Raw genomic sequence first — 18,843 nt, 5'->3', positions numbered from 1 at the left:
GACCTGCCCGATGTGGCGAGCGCGTTCGCCGCCTATGAGGGGCTGCGCCGGGAGCGGGTGGAGAAGGTGGCCTGGCGGGCGTCCAAGACCAACAACAGCAAGGCGCTGGGGCCGGTGGCCATCGCGATGATGGGGCTGATGATGCCGCTGGCGATGAAGACCTTCCTCAATCCGGAGAAGACGCTGGGCGCCGAGCAGCGTTACCGGATCGACTGGCAGGCTCCGGTCACGGCGGACGCCTCACGCGCGGCGGGCAACCGGAGTTAGGGCCGTGCCGCCTCCCGTTCGGGGGGCGGCACGGGTTCCGCCGTGTCCGGGCACCGCCGTACGGGGTCCGGGCCGGTGGGAGGGGTCCGGTCCCGCGCGCACCCGCGCACCGGGGCCGGGCCGGCAGATCACGCCTCCGGGGAGGCCACCGATCTGCGACGACATCACCGACGGCGGCTGGTGGCAGCCGTCCCGCCAACGGGCCCGATGGGGACGAGAACATTGACCGAGCCGTCTGAGGGTCCGGGGGAGCCGGCGGGACCGTCCCCCGCCGCGCCGCCCGCCGGGGCCACGCCGCGACAGGGACTCACCAGGCGGCGCCTGCTCAGGGCCGGGCTGATCGGGGTGCCGGCGGTGGCCGCGATCAGCGCGGGCGGGGCGGCGTGGCTGTGGGCCACCGCCGACGTCGACACCGCCGGCCGGGTCCGGTTCGTCAACCGCCTGGCCATCCCGCCACTGGCCACCGGCCGCCGCGACGGGTCCGGACGCCGGGTGTTCGAGCTGCGCGCCGGCACCGGGAACCGGCGGCTGAGGCCCGGCCGGCCGACGCCGACGTGGGGGTTCGACGACGGCCACCTCGGGCCGACGCTGCGCGCCGCCCGGGGGGAGACGGTCGTGGTCAACGTGCGCAACGAGCTGGCCGAGGCGACCACCGTGCACTGGCACGGCATGCATCTGCCCGCCGTGATGGACGGCGGACCGCACCAGCCGATCCGCCCCGGCGCGACCTGGTCTCCGACCTGGAGGCTCGACCAGCCCGCCGCCACGCTCTGGTACCACCCCCACCCGCACGGCCGGACCGGGCGGCAGGTCTACCGCGGCATGGCCGGACTGTTCATCGTCGACGATCCCGCGGCCGGGTCGCCGGACCTGCCCGGCCGGTACGGGGTCGACGACGTCCCGGTCATCGTGCAGGACAAGAACTTCGGCGACGACAACCGCTTCGACGAGAGCACCCCGCTGATCGGCGGTGTCGGCATCCTCGGCGACACCCTCCTGGTCAACGGCACGGTCGCGCCGTACCACGACGTCACCGCCGAGCGGACGCGGCTGCGGCTGCTCAACGCCTCCAACGCGCGCACCTACGCGTTCGGCCTCTCCGACGGGCGGTCGTTCGCGCTCATCGGCACCGACGGCGGCCTGCTGCCCGCGCCGCACCTCACCGACCGGGTCCGGCTCTCCCCCGGAGAGCGCGCCGAGATCGTGGTGACCATGCGGCCGGACGAGCGGGTGGTGCTGCGGAGTTACCCGCCCGACCTCGGCGCCGACTTCTGGACCTCCCGTGTCACCGGCGGCGACGACACGATGGACGTTCTCGAACTGCGTGCCGCCGGCGGCCTGACGCCGTCCCCCGCCCTGCCCGGCACCCTCGCGGAAGCCCCCGGGCTCGGCTCGGCGGGCGGCCGGGTCGACCGCGGATTCGAGCTGTCCGGTTTCGAGATCAACGGCAGGGCGATGGACATGGGCCGGATCGACTTCGGGGTCGGCAGGGACACCACCGAGATCTGGGAGGTCACCAACCTCGACGTCCTCCCCCATAACTTCCACGTGCACGGCACCCAGTTCCAGGTCCTGTCGGTGAACGGCGCCGCCCCGCCTCCGGAGCTGGGCGGCTGGAAGGACACGATCTACACCCCGCGGGAGAAGCCGGTGCGCATCGCCGTCCGTTTCGGCGGCCACGCGGATCCGGACACCCCTTACATGTTCCACTGCCATCTCCTCTTCCACGAGGACCTGGGCATGATGGGCCAGTTCGTCGTCACCGAGCCGGGCGGGCTCCCCGGCAGGCCCGTCATGCCCCACGACGCCGGCCACGGCTGACGACGTCCGGCCCGCTCCGGCCCGGAGCCGGCAGCGCCACCGCCTCGATGCCGCGACACGCCGGGCGGAGAGTCGGCCCCGCCCGGTCGCCGGGCCGTTACGGTGGGTCACGAGGGCCTCCGGCGGGTGTGGGTCCCGGTCGACCCACACCAGGCCATGAGGCCCTCACCATTTCGGAACCGCCCGATCGCGCCGCTGTCGCTCCCCGGTGACGTCCGCTCCGCAGGCCGTGACGGCTAGCTCGTGAAGTCGCCGGCGTGGTCCTCGGCCCACAGCGCGAAGCCGCGGGCCGGGTGACCGGTCAGATCCTCGACCGTCCGGGTGGTCTCGACGGGTGAGCCGTCGGTGGACCGCCACCAGTCGAGAAGCGCGTCCGCGAAGTCCGCGGGGACGTAGTCGGCCATCTCCGCCTTCCACGCGTCGCGGCTTACCTCGTTGACCGCGACGGACTGGCCCGTCGCGCGGGCGATGTGGCCGATCTGCTCCCGGAAGGTGACGGACTCCGGCCCGGTCAGGGTGTATTTTCCGCCGCTCAGCCGGGGATCGGTGAGTACGGCGAGCGCCGCCTCGGCGATGTCCGCCTCATGGATGGGGTCGGTGTGGGAGTCGGGATAGGGAAGGTTCACCGCGCCGGCGGATCTGATGGCCCAGGACCACTGCAGCGCGTTGCTCGCGAAGGAGCCCGGCCGCAGGAACGTCGACTCGATCGGCGAGGCCGCCAGGGCCCGTTCGACCTTCAGGTGCGACCGGGCGATGAGGTCGTCGGCGGCGGCCGGGTTGAGCACCGCGCTGGTCGACAGCAGCACGATGTGCCCGACCCCCGCGGCGGCGGCCTGCTCGGCGAACGGGACGATGTGCGACGGCTCGGCGTAGAGGAAGACCGAGGTGACGTCCTTGAGTGCGGCGGGGAACGTGCCCGGATCGGTGAGGTCGCACGTCACCGCCGGTACGTCCGCCGGGAGGTGGAGTCCGCCGGGGTCGCTGGACGCGGCCCGTACGTCGAGGCCCCGGCTCCGCAGGAGGGCGACGAGGCTCCTGCCGACGCCGCCACGGCTTCCGGTTACGAGAATGGTCATGTCGGATCTCCTTTTCGATGGCCGATCGCGCCGCGACGGCCGGTTACCGGGGTAGGGCAGGGCGCGCGGCCCTAGTGGTGGTCCTGGGGCGGGGCCTTGCGCGGCAGGAGCCGGACGAGGCCGCAGCAGACGAGGGTGATCGCGGCGACGGTGGCGAGGCTGTGGACCACGGCCCGGGTCTCGCCGCCGGTGGCGAGGGTCCTGAAGTAGAGGGTGGTGACCACGGCCGCGCCGATGGCGTTGGCCAGCTGCTGGACCGCGCTGAGCGAGCCGCCGGCGCTGCCCGCCTCTTCCGGGGCGATGTCGCCGACGGTGACGTCGTAGATGGTCCCGAAGCAGGTCCCCATGCCCAGGCCGATGATCAGGGCCGGTGGCAGGAGTGCCCAGGGACCCGCCGAGGTCCCGGCCGTCAGGACGAGGACGAGCAGCCAGCCGGTGCCCGCCAAAGTGATGATCAGGCCGATCAGGACGAGGTCGCGTCCGAGTCCGCCGATGAACCGGTAGCCCGCGACGGAGGCGATGACGATGCCCGCCGCGACCGGCGCCAGCCCGAGTGCCGCCCTCATGGGAGGGTAGCCCAGGCCGTTCTGCATGAAGAGGGACAGGACGTAGAGCAGGCCGGACACGGCGGCGAAGAAGGCGACGCCGAGGATGAGGCCCGAGGTGAATCCCCGGTTCCTCAGCAGCGACGGTTCGATCAGCGGGTTCGCGGCTGTCAGCTGACGCCGGCAGAACAGGCCGAAGAAGACGGCGCCGCCGGTGATGGACAGGATCGGGACGGGTGTCCATCCGCGGGCGGACCCGTCGATCAGGCCGAACAGCAGCCCGAGCATGGCCGCGGCCAGCAGGCCGGAGCCGATGCCGTCAACGGGGGTGCTCCTGTCGCCGGCGTCCTTCGGCAGCAGCCTCGCCGCGGCGAGGATCGCGATGCCGCCGAGCACGAGGTTGATCAGGAACATGGGGCGCCAGCCGAGTCCGAGGATGTCGGCCTCGATGAGGGCTCCGGCCAGGATGGGGCCGCCGACGGCGGAGATTCCCATGGTGGGGGCGAAGGCGCTGAAGGCCCTGCCGATCTGGTCGCGCGGGAAGACGGAGCCGAGGATGCCGAATCCCTGGGGGATCAGCAGGGCGCCGAAGGCTCCCTGGGCGAGCCGGGCGATGATGATCGATCCGGGGTCGAAGGCCAGGCCGCAGGCGGTCGAGGCGAGCGTGAAGCCGGTGATCCCGATGAGGAAGAGGCGCCGGCGACCATATCTGTCGCCGAGCCGCCCGCCGACCACGAGGAGGACGCCGAGGGCGAGGGCGTAGCCGGCGCCCAGCCACTGGATGAGGGTCTCGCCCCCGTGGAGGTCCTTGGCGATGGTGGGGGCGGCGATGTTGGTGATCGTCGCGTCGAGGAGGTCCAGGACGTCGGCGCTGAGGATGACGGCGAGGATGGCCCACCGTTTTCGGGGGGAGACCGCCTCCGGTTCTGCCGGGGGGACCGGCCCCGCGGCCGTGGCGGTGGAGTGGGCTGGCGTGGACAAGGGCGTCGCTCTTTCGGGAGTGAGTCCGGGAGGGGAATCGGGCGAGAAGGGTGCGGGCCGCAGCGAACGCGATCGCAACACATATATTGCGCGACACAGATATTGCATCACGCAGATAAATGTGAGGCACGGGGACCCAGGTGTCAAACCGCATCCCTGGCCCCCTCGCCCGGGTGGCCGGTTGACAGAAAAACCCAATTTTCCTACCTTTTAAATAGGTATTTGGGTGGAAATATCCCGGGTCCAAGGATGTGGTGGCGTGACGTACGACGTGGGGCCATCGGTCACGGGTTCAAGCCCGTCCCCGCCAGGGGAGATCACGTGGCGCGGCTGCTCGCCGGCGACGGCGTCGATCCCCGTCCGGCGGCCTTCGCGCCCTCCGGGTCCGAGGCGGGGGCGGAGCCGGCCGTGAGGGGCGGTGCTGCCAGGATTCTCGGACAGCCGCAACCGGAGACAGGGGAGTTCGCATGACCGCACCCGCGGAGAGGGCCGGCGTGATCGTCGTCAGGTCCGTCGGCTGGGACGACGCCGCGGCCGTCGCGCTGCGCGAGGCGATGGGGGAGGAGATGGGCGCCCGCTACGCCGACCGGCTCGCCTCGAAGCCGGACTACCTGCCGCGCGGCATGAACGTCGAGCCGGGGTCCGTCGCCTACACCGGGGTCGCCTACACCGGCGCGGTGCCGGTCGGGCACGTCGCGCTGCGCCGGCTCGGCGCGGACCTGGAGATCAAGCGGATGTTCGTGGCCCCCTCCCACCGGGGCGCGGGCGTGGCGCGAGCCTTGCTGACCGCGGCCGAGGACGCCGCCCGCGCGCTCGGCGGATCACGGATCATCCTGCAGACCGGAGACCGTCAGCCGGACGCCGTGAGGGTCTACGAACGGGAGGGTTACACCCCCATCCCGCGCTTCCCTCCCTACGAGCGGCTCGAAGGCTCCTACTGCTTCGAGAAGTCCCTGGCCTGAGCCGCCGCGGCACGCCGAGCCCCTCCCGAAGGGCCCGCGTGCGGACCTTCCGGAAGGGGCTCGATGCCGCCGGCCTCCCGCGAGGGGAGAGGGGGGTGGGGCCCGTCCGGGCCGGCCGCGCCGGATCGGACGGGCCCGCCGGCGCTTACGGCAGGGCGGCCTCGGGACTGTCGGTATAGATCTCACCGAAGTCGAGGGTCGGGGCGAAGCCGGCGAAGTACCGCTCGACCTCGGCCTTCTCGGCCGCGTTCGGATAGGGGTTGGTGCAGTTCGTGCCCGCGCTGGCGCCGGACATCAGGTCCGTGCACCGGCCGGTGCGACGGTCGGGCAGTCCCAGGATGTGGCCGATCTCGTGGGCGGAGATGCGCAGCGGGTTGTGCCCCTGGGCGGTCGCCTGCCTGCCGATCCACACGGTCCCGCGGCCCAGGCTGGTGGGCTGGGCGCGGGGCCAGCCGTTGTCGGCCAGCACCACGAAGTCCGCCGGGCTGCCGGCCACCAGGCGCACGTTGGTCACGCTGGAGTTCCAGATCTGTGCCGCCTGGTCCACCACGGAGCGGAACTCGGCCGCCCGGCTGGCGTCGTACCGGAGCACGCGCACCGCGGCCGCGCTCTGCGTGCCGGTCCCGTCAGCCTGGGCGGGGGAAGTCGTCGCCAGGAAGGCGAGCCCCAGGATGAAGGCGATGGTGAAACGGATGATTCTTGACATTTCTGTCAGGCCTCCTCGGCCGTTGGGGGGTGCTCGTCAAGACGAGGTGCTGAGGAGGGCGGTCAGCCGACGGTCAGGGTCAGCCCGTAGACGGACAGGGGCTCGTTGACCGGCTGGTGGTAGGTCGTGCCACCCGAGGTGCAGTTGCCGGAGCCGCCCGAGGTCGTGCCCTGGGCCTGGCTGCCGGAGATGAACGACCCGCCGGAGTCGCCCGGCTGGGCGCACGCGCTGGTACGGGTCAGGCCGCTGACCGTGCCCTGCGGGTAGGTCACGCTGGCGTTGTGCTGCTGGATGGTGCCGCAGCGCCAGCCGGTGGTGGAGCCGGAGCGGCAGATGGAGGAGCCGACCACGGCCTGCGTGGAACCGCGGACGATGACGTTGGCGCCGCCGGACCCCTTCACCCACGGCCTGGGGGTGTTGCCGGGGGCGGCCACCCACGCGTAGTCGTTACCGGGGAACGAGGAGCCCTGGAAGGTACCGGTCGGGTTGGAGGTCGTGGCGCCCCTCCTGCCGCAGTGGCCCGCGGTGACGAAGCCCGGCGTGCCGCCCTTGGTCACGGAGAAGCCGATGCTGCAGCGGCTGGAGCCGATGTAGTAGGGGTTGCCGCCGATGATGTCGATGAAGGGCTGGGGCCGCTCGGCGGTCACCGCCACCCGGACCGCGTCCTTGTCGACGCCGGCGGCGGCGACGAGGGCTTCGCCTCCCGCCTGCTGGGCGGCCTGGATCACGACGCTGTTGGTGGGCAGGTCGACGTACCACAGCGACGCGCCGGCCTTGGCCTGGGCCGGAGCCTGGTCGAGCCGGTCCTTGACCGCGTTGAGCTGCTCCAGGGTCCGGCTGACGATCACGGGCTGGGCGCCCTGGGCCCTGATGGCGTCGGCCGTGGTGGCGTCGCTGGTGCCGACGAGGAGCTGGGTGGCGTCGCCGTTGAGCCAGGCGCCGGCGTACTTGCCGCCGAGCTTGCCGCTCAGGGTGGATTCCGTGGTCATGGCGCGTTCTTCGTTGGCCAGCCGCGCCACGGCCTGCTCGGCGGTGAGGCCGAGGTCGCGCTGGAGGGCGTCGATGATCACGGGTGACGGCGGCTTGGGGGAGAGGGGAGCGGGCGCTGCGGTGGCGGGCGTCACGCTGGCGACCAGATACAGCGCCACGGTAGCGGCTCCGGCCAGGAGGGGACCTCGACTTAACATACGCACTCCTTGTGAGGGGTGCTGTCAAAATATTTGGCCATGCCCTACCGGGGGATGTAGCAAAAAGCACCTATCGCGGTGTTATGGGCCTCTGATCGGCCGGGGTCGCCGGCCGTGACCAGGGACGGCATCCCGGCGGAGTCCGCGACGGAGGCGAGCCGGGACGCGGCGGGCCCGGCTCACTACCTCTCCCGCGAAGGCCCGGGCGGCCCCCTCTCCGCATCGGGACTTGAGAGCGGCGAGACGGAGCTGTGCCGCGTCTCCCGGCCCGGGCGGGCTCCTCTCCGCATCGGGCCCCGCCTCGGCGCCCCCCTCGTCGCGGTGCTCCCGTCCCGGTGACCACCTGTCCGGGCGGGCCGCCCCCCGCCGGGGAGCGGCCCGCCCGGACATCACTCCTCTTCCTCCTCGCCCTCGAAGAAGTCGCCGATCTCGTCGATCGCCTCGGCGGCCACGAACCCGCCGACCACACCCGCGGCTCCGGCCGCCACGACCGCGCCCATACCGGGCCCGCTGCGGTGACCGTGCTGCTCGTGGTGCCCGTAGTGCCCATGGTGCTCGTGGTGGCCGTGGTGGCCGTCGTCGTGCCCGCCGTAGGAGGCGCCGTAGGAGCCGCCGTGGTGCTGCCCGAGACCGTCCAGCCAGGTGGTGATCTCGGCGGGCCAGTCCATCTGGAGGGCCTGCTCGTGGGTCACCTGGAAACGCCCGAAGGAGTCGTGTCCGGAACCGTGGCCGCCGCGCTTGTCGGCCTCCAGGATGATGTCCAGCCTGCCGGCGTCGGCCACGAAGGTCAGCTCGACCTCGTTGATCCGGCCCGAGTACTGGGCCGGCGGGTAGAACTCGATCTCCTGGTAGAACGGCAGCCGCTGCTGCACGCCGTACAGGTGGCCGGTTTCCAGGTCGGCGCTCTTGAAGTGGAAGCCGAGCTGGGAGAAGGCCACCAGCACGGCCTCCTGCGAGGGCAGGGCCGCGACGGAGAAGGGGTCGAGGTCGCCCTTGTCGACCGCCTTGGCGATCGCCAGCTCGGTGCGCACGCCCATGGCCATGCCGCTCAGCGGCTGGCCCTGCACCTCGGTGAGCGGGGTCTCCCAGGGCACCGGCACCCGGAAGGGGACGGTGCGCTCCTCGCCGATGCCCAGCTTGAAGGGGCCGGAGACCTCGGTGCGGAAGAACTCCCCGAGACCGGTGTGCTCACCCTCGCTGTGCTCGGTCTCGATCCTGGTGACCAGCCCCAGGCTGATGTGCTCGATCTCCGCCTCGAAATCGCCCCCCTTGATCCGGACCTCGCCGGTGAGGAACCCGCCGGGCGAGACGCGCGAGACGGCCAGGACGGTGTCCACCGACGGACCTCCGACGCCGAAGGCTCCCAGCAGCCGTTTGAAGACCACGGATACCTCTCTTCTCCTGTTGTGATGACGTAACCGAAACGGCGAACGAGTGATCGTCGCCGCTGGTTCCCGAGATCACGCAGTTGAGAGCTCTTTGAAGGCAGGCCGCCCCGCATTTGGGACATAAATGTCGATCTCTGACAGTGATCAACCCGGCCGGCGTCAAATCACTGGTTCTGGGCAGCCGGAACTCGCGGAGATAGATTGCTGCATCGCACGGGCGGCCGATCGGCCGGTCACCGTCCGCCGTCACCTCCACCCCGGTCTCCCGGAATTGGAGCGTTCCGTCCCGTGTGCCGCCGGCCTGCCTTCCGCACGCGCTGGTACGTCACCGCCCGCATGTCACAGGAGGACACGCGCTCATGACACACAACCTCGCCGACGACGATGGACCCGGGTGGGGGGAGGAGGATCCGGCGTCGCTGCCGCGCCGCAGCGACGCGCTCCGGTGCCCGCACACCGAGACCGGCCGCCGCTGCGTTCTCCCGCCCCGCCACGAGCTGGAGCACGTCTACCCCCACCAGAAGGCCGCCGTGCTGTGACCGTAGGCGGCCACAGGCCCGGGGCCGCCTACGGGAGGCGCCGCAGCGCGGGCAGGAGCTCCTTCTCCGACCAGTCGAAGAACTCCCGCTGGTGCTCATGACCGATCTGGACCAGGGCGACATGGGTGAATCCGGCATCGGTGTACTTGCGCACCGCCTCCACGACCGCGTCCACGTCGGAGCCGCACGGCACCTTCTCCGCGACGTCCTCCGGGCGTACGGTCTCGGCGTAGGCGGCGAAGTTGACCGGGGCGGGCAGCTCGGCCATGACCTTCCAGCCCGCCGCGGACCAGCGCCACAGCCGGTGTGCCCGCTCCAGGGCCGCCTTGGGATCGGGGTCGTAGCAGACGGGAAGCTGGCCGTAGACGGGCTTGCCCTCACCGCCGGAGGCGGCGAAACGCCTGACCAGCTCGCCGTCCGGGTCGGTCGCCACCAGGCCGTCGCCGTACTCGGCGGCGATGTCCCCCGAGCTGCCGCCGGAGGCGGCGATCGCCAGGGGCACCGGCTGCTCCGGCAGGTCGAACAGCTTGGCCGAGTCGACGTCGAAGAACTCGCCCCGGTAGGTGGTGTAGCCGCCCTCGAACAGCTCCTTGATGATCTCGATCGCCTCGCGGAACATCTCGTGCCGGGTGTTGACCGGCGGCCAGCCGTGGCCGATCACGTGCTCGTTGAGGTTCTCCCCGGCGCCCAGCCCCAGTGTGAACCGGCCCTCCGTCAGAGCCCCCATCGTGGCGGCCTTCTGGGCCACGACCGCGGGGTGGTAGCGCATGATCGGACAGGTCACGTAGGTCATCAGCGGCAGGCGCTCGGTGGCGTGCGCGGCCGCGCCGAGCACCGACCAGGCATACGGTGAATGCCCCATCTCCTCAAGCCACGGGAAGTAGTGGTCGGAGATGACCGCGTAGTCGAAGCCGATCCGCTCCGCCGTGGCGACGTCGTCCACCAGTTGCCGCGCCGGCGTCTGCTCACACATCATCGTGTAACCGATCTCAGCCATGTCTCCCCCCTACCCAGCCCCCTTCGCGTCTCGCCGAGGACCGGGGAAACTTGGCCTTCTTTGCCGCATCCGTGTACGGCCTGGGAGAACGGGCCGGAGTGCGATCATCCGGATCGTCTCCCGGCGGCGACTCCGCGTCCGAGGCGCCCGTCCCGCCGGCCGGCGGGACGGGCCGTCAGGGGACGCGGCCGCGTCAGGGCGTCACCGGCCCAGGACCGGGTAGTTGCCGCGGAAGACGCCGTGGGGGTCGCGTGCGCGCTTGACGTCGCGCAGCCGGGCCAGGACCTCGCCGGGGAAGGCCGCCGCGGCCTCTTCCCCGGGGGAGAGGAAGGTGTACGGCCTGCGCCCGCTGGTGTGCGACGCGAGCGCGTCGGCGATCCCGTTCTGCCGGGCGCCGATGGCGGCCGCGGCCTCGGGGGCGAAAGGGATGCCGACCATGTAGAGCGAGTACGGCTCGGCCAGGTGCCCGCAGGCGCCGCCGTCGCGCGCCGGCCTGGTCAGCGCCCCGCCGAGGTGGCGCACCTGCACGCTGAGCAGCGGATCGATGGGACCGGCCAGCAGCGCCGCGGCCACCGCCTCGTCGAGGCCGGTCAGCAGCTCCGCGCGTGTCTGGACGGGCGCCGGGTCGGTCGGCTCGGCGCAGATGCCGCCCAGCTCGGCCACCGGCAGTGTGCCCCGGCTGTCCATGACGAGTCCGTCGATCTTGTCGAAGCGGCGCAGCAGATCCTGGGCCCGGCCGGCCTCGCCCAGGAAGGTGGAGTCCACCGCCACCAGGGCCCTGCCGCGCAGGAAGTCGGGGAGGACGGGGAGCGGCGGGAAGTTCAGCAGGGTGAACCAGACGGTGAGCTCGTCGGGGGCCTCCGCGGTGACCTCCCGGAAGGCCGCCAGCACCTCCGGAGCCCGCTCGGCCGGCCACAACATGCGTCCGCCGTACAGGTGGGGCGCCGGGTGCAGGTCGAACTCGACGCCGGTCACCAGGGCGCAGTCGCCGCCACCGCCGCGCAGCGCCCAGAACAGCTCGGGGTCGGAGCCGGCGCTCACCGTGGCCCGGTCGCCCTCGGCGTCGACGATGTCGAAGGCGCGGACGCTGTCGGCGGCGAAGCCGTGGCGACGGCTGAACCAGCTCAGTCCGCCGCCCAAGGTGTAGCCGGCCACGCTCACCACGGGAGAGCTGCCGGCCAGCCCGGTCAGCCCGTGCGGGCTCGCGGCGGCCAGCAGCTCGCCCCACTTCACCCCCGCCCCCACCCGGGCGACCCGCTCCTCGGGCCGGACGTCGACCCCGTCCAGCCGCCCGGTGCGCAGCAGGATCACCCCGTCCACGTCACCGCCGGCGCCGTGGCCGCTCGGCTGGGCGGAGACGGCCAGCCCGGCCAGGCGGGCGTAGCCGACCAGCGCGGCCACGTCGTCGGCGTCCCGCGCCTCCACCACGGCTCTGACCGGCTGCTCCACCGCGAGGTTCCACGGCTGCCGGGCCTGCTCGAAGCCGTCGTCGCCGGCCACCAGCACCCGGCCCCGGACGGCACGCCGAAGATCGTTCCCAATCGTCATGATCTCTCCTCTATGTCGGTGCGCCCACTCTGGCGCACCCGACTTGGAAGCAGGTTGGGATCTGGTTGGGGTCGACCGAACAGGTCGGGGTGTCAGCCCGCGCGCCCGCCGCGGCCCGCCTCCCGGCGGGCGGACGCCGTACCGGCGGGCCCGTGCGTGCCGGGACGTGCCGGCTCATTCCGGCCCGGCGCCCGCGCCTTCCCCGAACTCCGGACCGGCCCCGACCAGCCGGGCCAGCTCGGTGCGGGTGGTGATGCCGAGCTTCGGATAGACCTTGTAGAGGTGATACTCGACGGTGCGCGGGCTGAGGAACAGCCGGGCCGCCACGTCCCGGTTGGAAGCGCCCTCGGCGACGAGCCGGGCGATCCGCAGCTCCTGCGGGGTCAGGGTGTTCAGGGCCGCCGGGCCGGGCCGGGTCACGCTCTCTCCGGCGGCGCGCAGCTCGCTGTGCGCCCGCTCCGCCCACGGCTCGGCGCCGAGACGCTGGAACGTCTCCAGGGCGGACCGCAGGGGCTGCCGCGCGTCGCCGGTCCGGTGGGTACGGCGGAGCCGCTCGCCGTACAGCAGCGACGTCCGGGCCTGCTCGAAAAGGGCGGGCTCGCCCTCGGCGTGCAGGCGCAGCGCCTCCTCGTACAGCGAGACGGCTCCCTCTCCGTCTTCGAGCAGCGCGCGGCACCGGGCCAGCAGGGCCCGCGAGGCAGGAGTCCCGGCGTTCACCGACCACTGCTCGAGGGAGGACACCGTGGCACGGGCCGCGTCGTGGTCACCGCACGCGACCGCCGCCTCGACCCGGTCCGGAGCCGACCTCCAGACGACGGTGGGGTGCCCGGCCCCGGGCCCCGCGGTGGTGAGCGCGGAGAAACGCGCGTGGGCCGCGGCGAACCGGCCCATTCCCAGGTCGAGCAGTCCCAGCGCGTAGGACGCCGTGCCCGCGCGCAGGCCGATCCGATGGGGGATGGCGATGGCCAGCGCCTCCTGGGCGTACTCGCGGCAGGCGTCCTCCTGGCCGCGCACGGCCGCGACCGCCGCGAGGTTCGCCAGATGCGCGGCGGCGGAGTTGGTGTAGCCCGCCTCGCGGGCGAGCGTCAGCCCCTCTTCGGCGATCGCGGCGCTGATGCCGAGCCGGCCGTTGATCCGCTCGGCCGTCGAGACGAACTCCAGCACCACCGGGAGCTGGCCGACCAGTCCGGAGACCCTGGCGGCCCGGCCGGCCCGGACGCCGAACCCCGCCGCCACGTCCACCTCGCCCAGATAGCTCGCCGCCGCGCAGGCCCACAGCAGCTCGGACGCGCCGGACAGCTCGTCCGCCCGGAGCAGTGCCCGCCGCAGCGTCCGCCCGCCCCGGCGGGCGTCCCCGGCGAGCATCGCGCCGATCCCGATCAGCACCGCCCGCAGGAAGGAGTCGTCCCCGCCGGGAAGCGACTCCGCCCGCCGGCCGATGTCGACGATGGCCGCGACGTCTCCGACGTAGGAGGCGGCCTCGGAGGCGTCGGCCAGCATCTCCAGGGCCCTGCTCGGATCCGCGCCGCACACCCGGTCGGCCCCTTCGAGGAAGACCCGCTGGGCCTCGGCCGCGTCTCCGCCGTTCAGCTCGAAACGTCCCCGTAGCTGGGTGAGCTCGGCGATCAGGAGAGGCTCCCGGGCCAGTTCGCGCGCCCCGGCCAGGCAGGTCTCCGCCTGGCCGGGACGTCCGCCGAGCCAGGCGGCGGTGGCCGCGTCGGTGAGCCGCCGGGCCCGGACGGCGCGGTCCGGGGTGAGGTCCGCCGACCGGGCCAGCGCGACGGCGGCGTCGGCGTACCCGCCCCGCGCCCGCGCCCGCCCGGCCGACGCGGCGAGCTCGGCTGCGACGCCCTCGTCCTGGCCCACCGAGGCGGCGGCCCGGTGCCAGGCCCGTCTGTCGGCGTCCTCCGCCCCGTCCAGCAGCTCGGCGAGCGCGGTGTGGACCAGGCGCCGCTGCACGGAGCTCGACCGCGCGTACACCGCGGATCGGACCAGAGGGTGCCGGAACCGGATCGAGGTCCCCTCCACGCCGACGAGCCCGGCGGCCTCGACCGGATGCAGCTCCGCCGGGTCCACCCCCAGCCGGCCGGCCGCGCGCAGGATCAGGCCCAGGTCGCCGAGCCCCTCCACCGCCGCGATGAGCGCTATCAGCCGGCCGGCTTCGGCAAGCCGCTCCACCTGGTCGCCGAAGATCTGCCCGATGCCCGCTCCCACGGGCAGGGGGTCCGGCAGCGGGGTCCGGCCCGCGAGCTGATCCGCCGTGAGCAGCCCGGCCACCTCACGCAGAGCCAGGGGATTACCGCCGGTCAGCGTCACGAGCCGGTCGCCGACCTCCTGGGCCGGCGGCACCGCGGACCGGGAGGCGAGCAGTTCCGCCGCGCTCCGCGCGTCGAGGCCCGTGAGGCGGAGGTCCGGGACACCGCGCACGTGCGCCCCGGCGTCACCGCGTACGGCGATCAGCATCCCCACCCCCTCGGTCCGCAGGCGACGGGCGGAGAACAGCAGAGCGTCCGCGGAGGCCTGATCGATCCACTGGAAGTCGTCGATCAGGCAGAGCAGGCCGTCCGGCACCGCCGCCTCGGTGAGCAGGGACAGCACACCCGCCGAAACGAGGAAACGGTCGTCGGTGGGGGAGGAGGCCAGGCCGAGCGCCCCGCCGACGGCGTCGCGCTGCGGGCCGGGCAGGAGGTCCAGCAGCCCGGTCTCCGAGCGCAGCAGCTGGTGGAGCGCGCCGAAGGCCAGCCCGGTCTCCGGCTCGGTGCCCGTCGCCCGCAGCACCCGCATCGGGGCGCTGCCGGCGGCGGCGAGATCCAGCAGCGCCGACTTGCCGACCCCCGGCTCGCCGTGCAGGACGAGGGCCTGGCCGGCACCCGCCCGCGCGGCGGCCACGAGCTCGCCGATCGCGGCGCGCTCGGTCACCCGCCCGTGCAACATGAGATGGTCTTCCCGCCGCCGGGCCTTCTCCGGAGTCTTCTCGCGCACCTCGATGAGCTCGGGGATTCCCGTGCCCGAGGAGTACCGCACCCCCTTCGCCGCCGGCCCCGACGAGCTCGCCCCCTCTCGTTTCCGGGCCAGACTTTACCTTCCCCGCCTTCGTGGTCCATCTCGGGCGCGGCGTCGGGAGCCATGGCGGGCAGCTCGGCCGAGGCGGTTGATCAGTGGTGGGCCGTTGCGATGAGGCGTCGCAGTGCGGCGTGGGCGGGTGGGCCCCACGTGGCCTTGCCGCCTGGGCGGCCGCGGACGCCGGCGTCTCCGATGAGGATGCCGACGAGGGCTTTCAGCACCGCCCATCCGCGGGCACGGCGCAAGGTCGCGGCGTCCGGGGCCGGCTGGTAGGCGGCATGGAAGTGGTCGGCGCCGCCGTCCGGCAGCAGAATCCAGGCGGCGGCGAGGTCGCAGGCCGGATCGCCCGCGAAGAGGTCGCCGAAGTCGATCACGCCGCAGATCGTGCCGTCCGCGGTGAGGACGTTGGCCGGATGCAGGTCGCCGTGGAGCCATAGCGCCGGGCCGGCCCGGTCGGGCGCGGCGGCGGCGTCCTCCCAGACCGCGCGGACGGCGTCGGGGTCAGGGATGAGCCCCAGCTCGGTGGCCGAGGCGAGTTGCGTGGCGAACCCCGCGGAGTGGTCGGCCAGCGGCCCTCCGCGGTCCCGGCCGGCGGGCGCCTGTCGGGGGGCGGGCTGGTGAAGAGCCGTCAGGAAGTCGGCCAGGGTGGTGGCCGCCTCCGCGGTCCGCGTGACGGGGACACGGTCGGCCGGCTCGCCCGGCACCCAGGTGGTGACGATCCAGGGGCGCGGAAACCGCGCGGAGGGCTCGCCGAGGCGCTGCGGGACGGGAACCGGCAGAGGAAGGCGCGGGGCGAGAGCGGGCAGCCAGGTGTGCTCCTTGCGCAGCAACGCGTCCGCGGACTCCGTCGCCCAGGGCAACCGTACGGCGAGATCGTTGCCGAGCCGCCAGAGCTGGTTGTCCCAGCCACGCGCGCCAAGCCGCACAGGGCGGTCGGCCAGGTCGGGGTGCTGGTCACGCAGCAGATCCCGCACCAGCTCCGCGGTGATCTCGATCTCGGTATGGGTCATGCGGAGCAACGGTAGCCGGATGGCGGCCGCCCGTTCCGGTTGCCGGAGAGGGAGCCGGCTCGTGAAAGGCGCGGGCGTCTGGACCGATCGATCCACCCGGGTGGCGGCTCGCCGTAGCTACAGGAGTTCGGGGCCGGAACGGTGGATGGCGGCACCCCCGCCCGCGCCGACTCGCTGACGCCACCGACCGTTCCGCTGCCGATCAATACCCGGGTACGGCGGAGCAGCCGTCACCGCTGGGGCATCCCATCCCGGGTCAGGGAAAGGCGAGGCAGGATGCCGCAGCAGCTTTTCCGTGGTCGTTCCCTCGTTTCAGGTGGTCGAAGTCCGGCGGCGCTGCCGGGCCCCTCTGGTGGATCTGGCGGGGCGACATCCCCTGGGCCTGCGGCCCCGCCGGCGCTCCCGGTCCGTCATGCCGGGAGCGCCGGCTGGAGGTCAGCTGTACTTGCGGATCGTCTTGTTGATCCAGTCGGTGTAGGCGGGCACGTTGGTGTACAGGCCGGGACCTTCCGCGCAGGACGGGCTCTTCGCGCCGGGGCCGGAGGTGACGCCGATGAGCTCCCATCGGCCGCCCCGGCCGCGCTGGATCTGCGGGCCACCGGAGTCGCCGTTGCATGCCATGGCCTTGGGTACCTGGCTGACCGTGCACAGGCGGGTGGCGCCGGCGAAGCCGGGGCCGCACTCGGAGACCGCGCCTCGGCGGGTGTCGAGCTGCCGGAGCCGCGGGGACATCTTCCAATCGGCCGGATTCTCGCTGACCTCGGTGATGCCGAAGCCGATGATCCGGGTCGGGGTGCCGGGCTTTCCTGCGCGGTCGGCGATCCGGATGGGCTTGTCGGAGACAGGACGGTCCAGGCGGACCAGCGCGATGTCGTTCTTGTTGGGCGAGGCCTGGGCGTAGCCGGGGTGGGCCACTGCCTGGGCGATCTTGCGGACCGTTCCGCCGGACTTGCGCTGGTCGCTGCCGATGCGGACCGTCCCCTGCGGAATCGACCCGATCTCCATGTCGAGGCAGTGCGCCGCGGTCACCACCCACTGCGGGTTGATCAGCGCCGCCCCGCAGTTGCCGTCCTTGAGGCCCGCACCCGGCGCCGACACCGGGATGGACGCCATGAACGAGTAGGACTCCGTGGGCTTCTCGCCGTTGATGATCGCTCCGGCGCTACCGGCCGTCGCCGCGAGACAGGCTGCGCCGGCCAGAGCGACAACAGCGGAACGGGACACAGCTCGACGGAACGATTTCGTACCAGACACGGGAAGTAGCCCTTCATTGGGAAGATTGGGATGTTATGAAGCTATACGTCCAGATTCGGCAGGGAGATCATGCCAGCACGCCGACTTAGGGTAGGGATAACCCCACCTGACTGGGGCATACGCGTCGGCGTCAGGGGTTCGGCGATGCCCTGTCGAAGATCGGAACGGTGGTTGGCGGCGACTTCGCCCGCGCCGGCTCGCTGACGCCACTGACCGTTCCGTTGTCGATCAAGCCACGTGCCGATCGGTCTCCTCTCCTCCAGGAGGTCGGCCGTCCTCGTCAGGCGCTCGCGGGCCTCGCCCAGGCGCGCTCCTGGATCGTCGCCGGTGTCGTCGCGCAGCATGACCCGGCCGGGCAGCGCGGTGATCCCGGTGCGCGGGTGGTCGGCCGCCGCGAGAGGCTTGACCACAGGCGGCGCTGACGGCTGATCCGGGCCCCGGGCAGGGGCGAACAGGAGACGAGGGTCGCGAGTTCCCGACACCGTCCACGACGGCCGGCGCCCGTGACGTCAGCCGGTGGGGGGTGGTCCGGGGCGGAGCGCGTACAGCGCGGCGCGCAGCGCTGACGCGTCCTGGTCCAGCAGCCGCCGCTCCCTGCTGATCGGGTCCACCTGAAGCCTGAACCCGTCCCCGCGGTGCCGCGGGAACACGTGCAGGTGCACGTGGAACACCTGCTGACAGGCCGCTTCGCCATCGGCGAGGAAGACGTTGACGCCCTCGCAACGCAGCCGTGAAAGGCGCAGCGCGCGAGCCAGACGGTGGCCGATCCGCCACATGCGTGTGCCGGTCTCCTCGTCGAGGTCTTCGAGCCCTACGGCATGCGCGCGCGGTACGACCAGCGCGTCGCCGGGAGCCACGGGACGGATATCCATGATCACGACGACGGCCTCGTCCTCGTAGGGCACGCTGGCCTCAGCCCGTCCCGCGACGATGTCGCAGAACACGCAGGAGAGGCCGTCCGGGACGCCCATGCTCCCATCATCCCACCCACGGACCGGCCCCGGCCGCGCTGACCCGGTGTCGCCGGAACCTCGCCTCCCAACCCGCGTTCGGCACCGGTGACCGGGCGGCGGCGGAAGACCGAACGAGATCGTCTGGAGGCCGCCGGGCGTGAGCGCACGGCAGCGTTCACACTCGGCACGGAGCCGGAGGGAAAGGCGCCGGCCGAGGGACGTCGGGTGGAACGTGTCATCGGGATCGACGACGTCCGACAGGACATCGCAATGCTGAAGAACCATCCGGGCACCCGCGCCAGGGAGGTGCACCGGGCCGCCCGGTCGCGTACGCACCCGCGAGTCCACCACCCCTGACGACCAGGTACCCCGTGCCCCGGCCGGCCCCGGACACCGGCCTGCTCACAGAGATGATCACTGATCTGGAAGCTCGCCTCGCCGAGCCGGCAGCGGGCTGACCGGGGATCGGATTCCCGCCCGTCATCGCCTGCCACCAGGCACGGCCCGGGCGGTCGAAACACCGGGAACTCGCTACGGCGCCTGATG

General features: G+C 72.7%; 15 protein-coding genes and 1 pseudogene. 5 read left to right on the top strand and 11 right to left on the bottom strand.

The window, feature by feature from the left end; genetic code table 11:
- Both CA984_RS17195 and CA984_RS17190 read left to right on the top strand, forming a co-directional pair.
- A pseudogene (locus CA984_RS17195) lies at window positions 1-267 on the top strand (FAD-dependent monooxygenase); the annotation flags it as partial.
- 222 nt (window positions 268-489) lie between these two features.
- On the top strand, window positions 490-2,088 hold the full coding sequence (locus CA984_RS17190; RefSeq protein WP_207620905.1) for a multicopper oxidase family protein: 1,599 nt from the start codon (window positions 490-492) through the stop codon (window positions 2,086-2,088).
- A 236-nt stretch (window positions 2,089-2,324) separates the two neighbouring features.
- On the opposite strand, the gene CA984_RS17185 is transcribed toward CA984_RS17190, so the two are convergent.
- Complete coding sequence (locus CA984_RS17185) at window positions 2,325-3,164, bottom strand: SDR family oxidoreductase (protein WP_086573453.1); 840 nt, start codon at window positions 3,162-3,164, stop codon at window positions 2,325-2,327.
- A 71-nt stretch (window positions 3,165-3,235) separates the two neighbouring features.
- Window positions 3,236-4,690, bottom strand: a complete 1,455-nt coding sequence (locus CA984_RS17180) for an MFS transporter (RefSeq protein ID WP_086573450.1) — start codon at window positions 4,688-4,690, stop codon at window positions 3,236-3,238.
- A 467-nt stretch (window positions 4,691-5,157) separates the two neighbouring features.
- Between CA984_RS17180 and CA984_RS17175 the strand changes: the two genes are divergently transcribed.
- Window positions 5,158-5,652 (top strand): GNAT family N-acetyltransferase, encoded by a 495-nt coding sequence (locus CA984_RS17175; protein ID WP_086573447.1) that lies wholly within the window; start codon window positions 5,158-5,160, stop codon window positions 5,650-5,652.
- A gap of 145 nt (window positions 5,653-5,797) precedes the next feature.
- Here CA984_RS17175 and CA984_RS17170 read toward each other — a convergent pair whose 3' ends face one another.
- The 3 genes from CA984_RS17170 to CA984_RS17155 all read right to left on the bottom strand — a co-directional run bounded on the left by CA984_RS17170 (window position 5,798) and on the right by CA984_RS17155 (window position 8,930).
- Window positions 5,798-6,358, bottom strand: coding sequence for a snapalysin family zinc-dependent metalloprotease (locus CA984_RS17170; protein WP_086573444.1), 561 nt, complete (start codon window positions 6,356-6,358; stop codon window positions 5,798-5,800).
- A 62-nt stretch (window positions 6,359-6,420) separates the two neighbouring features.
- A complete protein-coding gene (locus CA984_RS17165; protein ID WP_086573441.1) occupies window positions 6,421-7,545 on the bottom strand; it encodes a S1 family peptidase in 1,125 nt (374 codons plus the stop codon).
- 389 nt (window positions 7,546-7,934) lie between these two features.
- The gene (locus CA984_RS17155; protein ID WP_086573436.1) at window positions 7,935-8,930 is read right to left on the bottom strand and encodes a sporulation protein; all 996 of its coding nucleotides are present in this window, start codon (window positions 8,928-8,930) and stop codon (window positions 7,935-7,937) included.
- Between the two features lie 362 nt (window positions 8,931-9,292).
- Here CA984_RS17155 and CA984_RS17150 point away from each other — a divergent pair, with 362 nt between their 5' ends.
- Window positions 9,293-9,472: a hypothetical protein gene (locus CA984_RS17150; protein ID WP_086573433.1), complete on the top strand. Its 180-nt coding sequence runs from the start codon at window positions 9,293-9,295 to the stop codon at window positions 9,470-9,472.
- A 28-nt stretch (window positions 9,473-9,500) separates the two neighbouring features.
- Here the strand turns inward: CA984_RS17150 and CA984_RS17145 are convergent, their stop codons facing one another.
- The 5 genes from CA984_RS17145 to CA984_RS17125 form a co-directional block, all read right to left on the bottom strand.
- Window positions 9,501-10,469, bottom strand: a complete 969-nt coding sequence (locus tag CA984_RS17145; RefSeq protein WP_086573430.1) for an LLM class F420-dependent oxidoreductase — start codon at window positions 10,467-10,469, stop codon at window positions 9,501-9,503.
- 201 nt (window positions 10,470-10,670) lie between these two features.
- Complete coding sequence (locus tag CA984_RS17140) at window positions 10,671-12,017, bottom strand: FAD-binding oxidoreductase (protein ID WP_086573427.1); 1,347 nt, start codon at window positions 12,015-12,017, stop codon at window positions 10,671-10,673.
- 174 nt (window positions 12,018-12,191) lie between these two features.
- The gene (locus tag CA984_RS17135) at window positions 12,192-15,041 is read right to left on the bottom strand and encodes a helix-turn-helix transcriptional regulator (protein ID WP_242676004.1); all 2,850 of its coding nucleotides are present in this window, start codon (window positions 15,039-15,041) and stop codon (window positions 12,192-12,194) included.
- A gap of 131 nt (window positions 15,042-15,172) precedes the next feature.
- Complete coding sequence (locus tag CA984_RS17130; protein ID WP_086573425.1) at window positions 15,173-16,090, bottom strand: aminoglycoside phosphotransferase family protein; 918 nt, start codon at window positions 16,088-16,090, stop codon at window positions 15,173-15,175.
- 435 nt (window positions 16,091-16,525) lie between these two features.
- Entirely contained in the window at window positions 16,526-17,314 is a 789-nt protein-coding gene (locus CA984_RS17125) for a S1 family peptidase (protein ID WP_242676003.1), read from the bottom strand.
- A 197-nt stretch (window positions 17,315-17,511) separates the two neighbouring features.
- On the opposite strand from CA984_RS17125, the gene CA984_RS17120 reads away from it, so the two are divergent.
- A complete protein-coding gene (locus tag CA984_RS17120; RefSeq protein ID WP_086573419.1) occupies window positions 17,512-17,766 on the top strand; it encodes a hypothetical protein in 255 nt (84 codons plus the stop codon).
- A gap of 87 nt (window positions 17,767-17,853) precedes the next feature.
- Here the strand turns inward: CA984_RS17120 and CA984_RS17115 are convergent, their stop codons facing one another.
- Window positions 17,854-18,315, bottom strand: a complete 462-nt coding sequence (locus CA984_RS17115; RefSeq protein WP_086573417.1) for an HIT family protein — start codon at window positions 18,313-18,315, stop codon at window positions 17,854-17,856.
- Between the last annotated feature and the right edge of the window lie 528 nt (window positions 18,316-18,843).

Source organism: Streptosporangium minutum, from assembly GCF_002149035.1.
GTDB classification, from domain to species: Bacteria; Actinomycetota; Actinomycetes; order Streptosporangiales; family Streptosporangiaceae; genus Streptosporangium; species Streptosporangium minutum.
The sequence above is the reverse complement of the archived record's forward strand: the minus strand, read 5'-3'. Positions and strand labels throughout refer to the sequence as shown.

Excerpts from the sequence above, each read along its gene's own strand:
- CA984_RS17165 (WP_086573441.1), bottom strand. The coding sequence starts at position 7,545 with ATGTTAAGTCGAGGTCCCCTCCTGGCCGGAGCCGCTACCGTGGCGCTG.
- CA984_RS17185 (WP_086573453.1), bottom strand. The coding sequence starts at position 3,164 with ATGACCATTCTCGTAACCGGAAGCCGTGGCGGCGTCGGCAGGAGCCTC.
- CA984_RS17140 (WP_086573427.1), bottom strand. The coding sequence starts at position 12,017 with ATGACGATTGGGAACGATCTTCGGCGTGCCGTCCGGGGCCGGGTGCTG.
- CA984_RS17145 (WP_086573430.1), bottom strand. The coding sequence starts at position 10,469 with ATGGCTGAGATCGGTTACACGATGATGTGTGAGCAGACGCCGGCGCGG.
- CA984_RS17130 (WP_086573425.1), bottom strand. The coding sequence starts at position 16,090 with ATGACCCATACCGAGATCGAGATCACCGCGGAGCTGGTGCGGGATCTG.
- CA984_RS17175 (WP_086573447.1), top strand. The coding sequence starts at position 5,158 with ATGACCGCACCCGCGGAGAGGGCCGGCGTGATCGTCGTCAGGTCCGTC.
- CA984_RS17150 (WP_086573433.1), top strand. The coding sequence starts at position 9,293 with ATGACACACAACCTCGCCGACGACGATGGACCCGGGTGGGGGGAGGAG.
- CA984_RS17170 (WP_086573444.1), bottom strand. The coding sequence starts at position 6,358 with ATGTCAAGAATCATCCGTTTCACCATCGCCTTCATCCTGGGGCTCGCC.
- CA984_RS17115 (WP_086573417.1), bottom strand. The coding sequence starts at position 18,315 with ATGGGCGTCCCGGACGGCCTCTCCTGCGTGTTCTGCGACATCGTCGCG.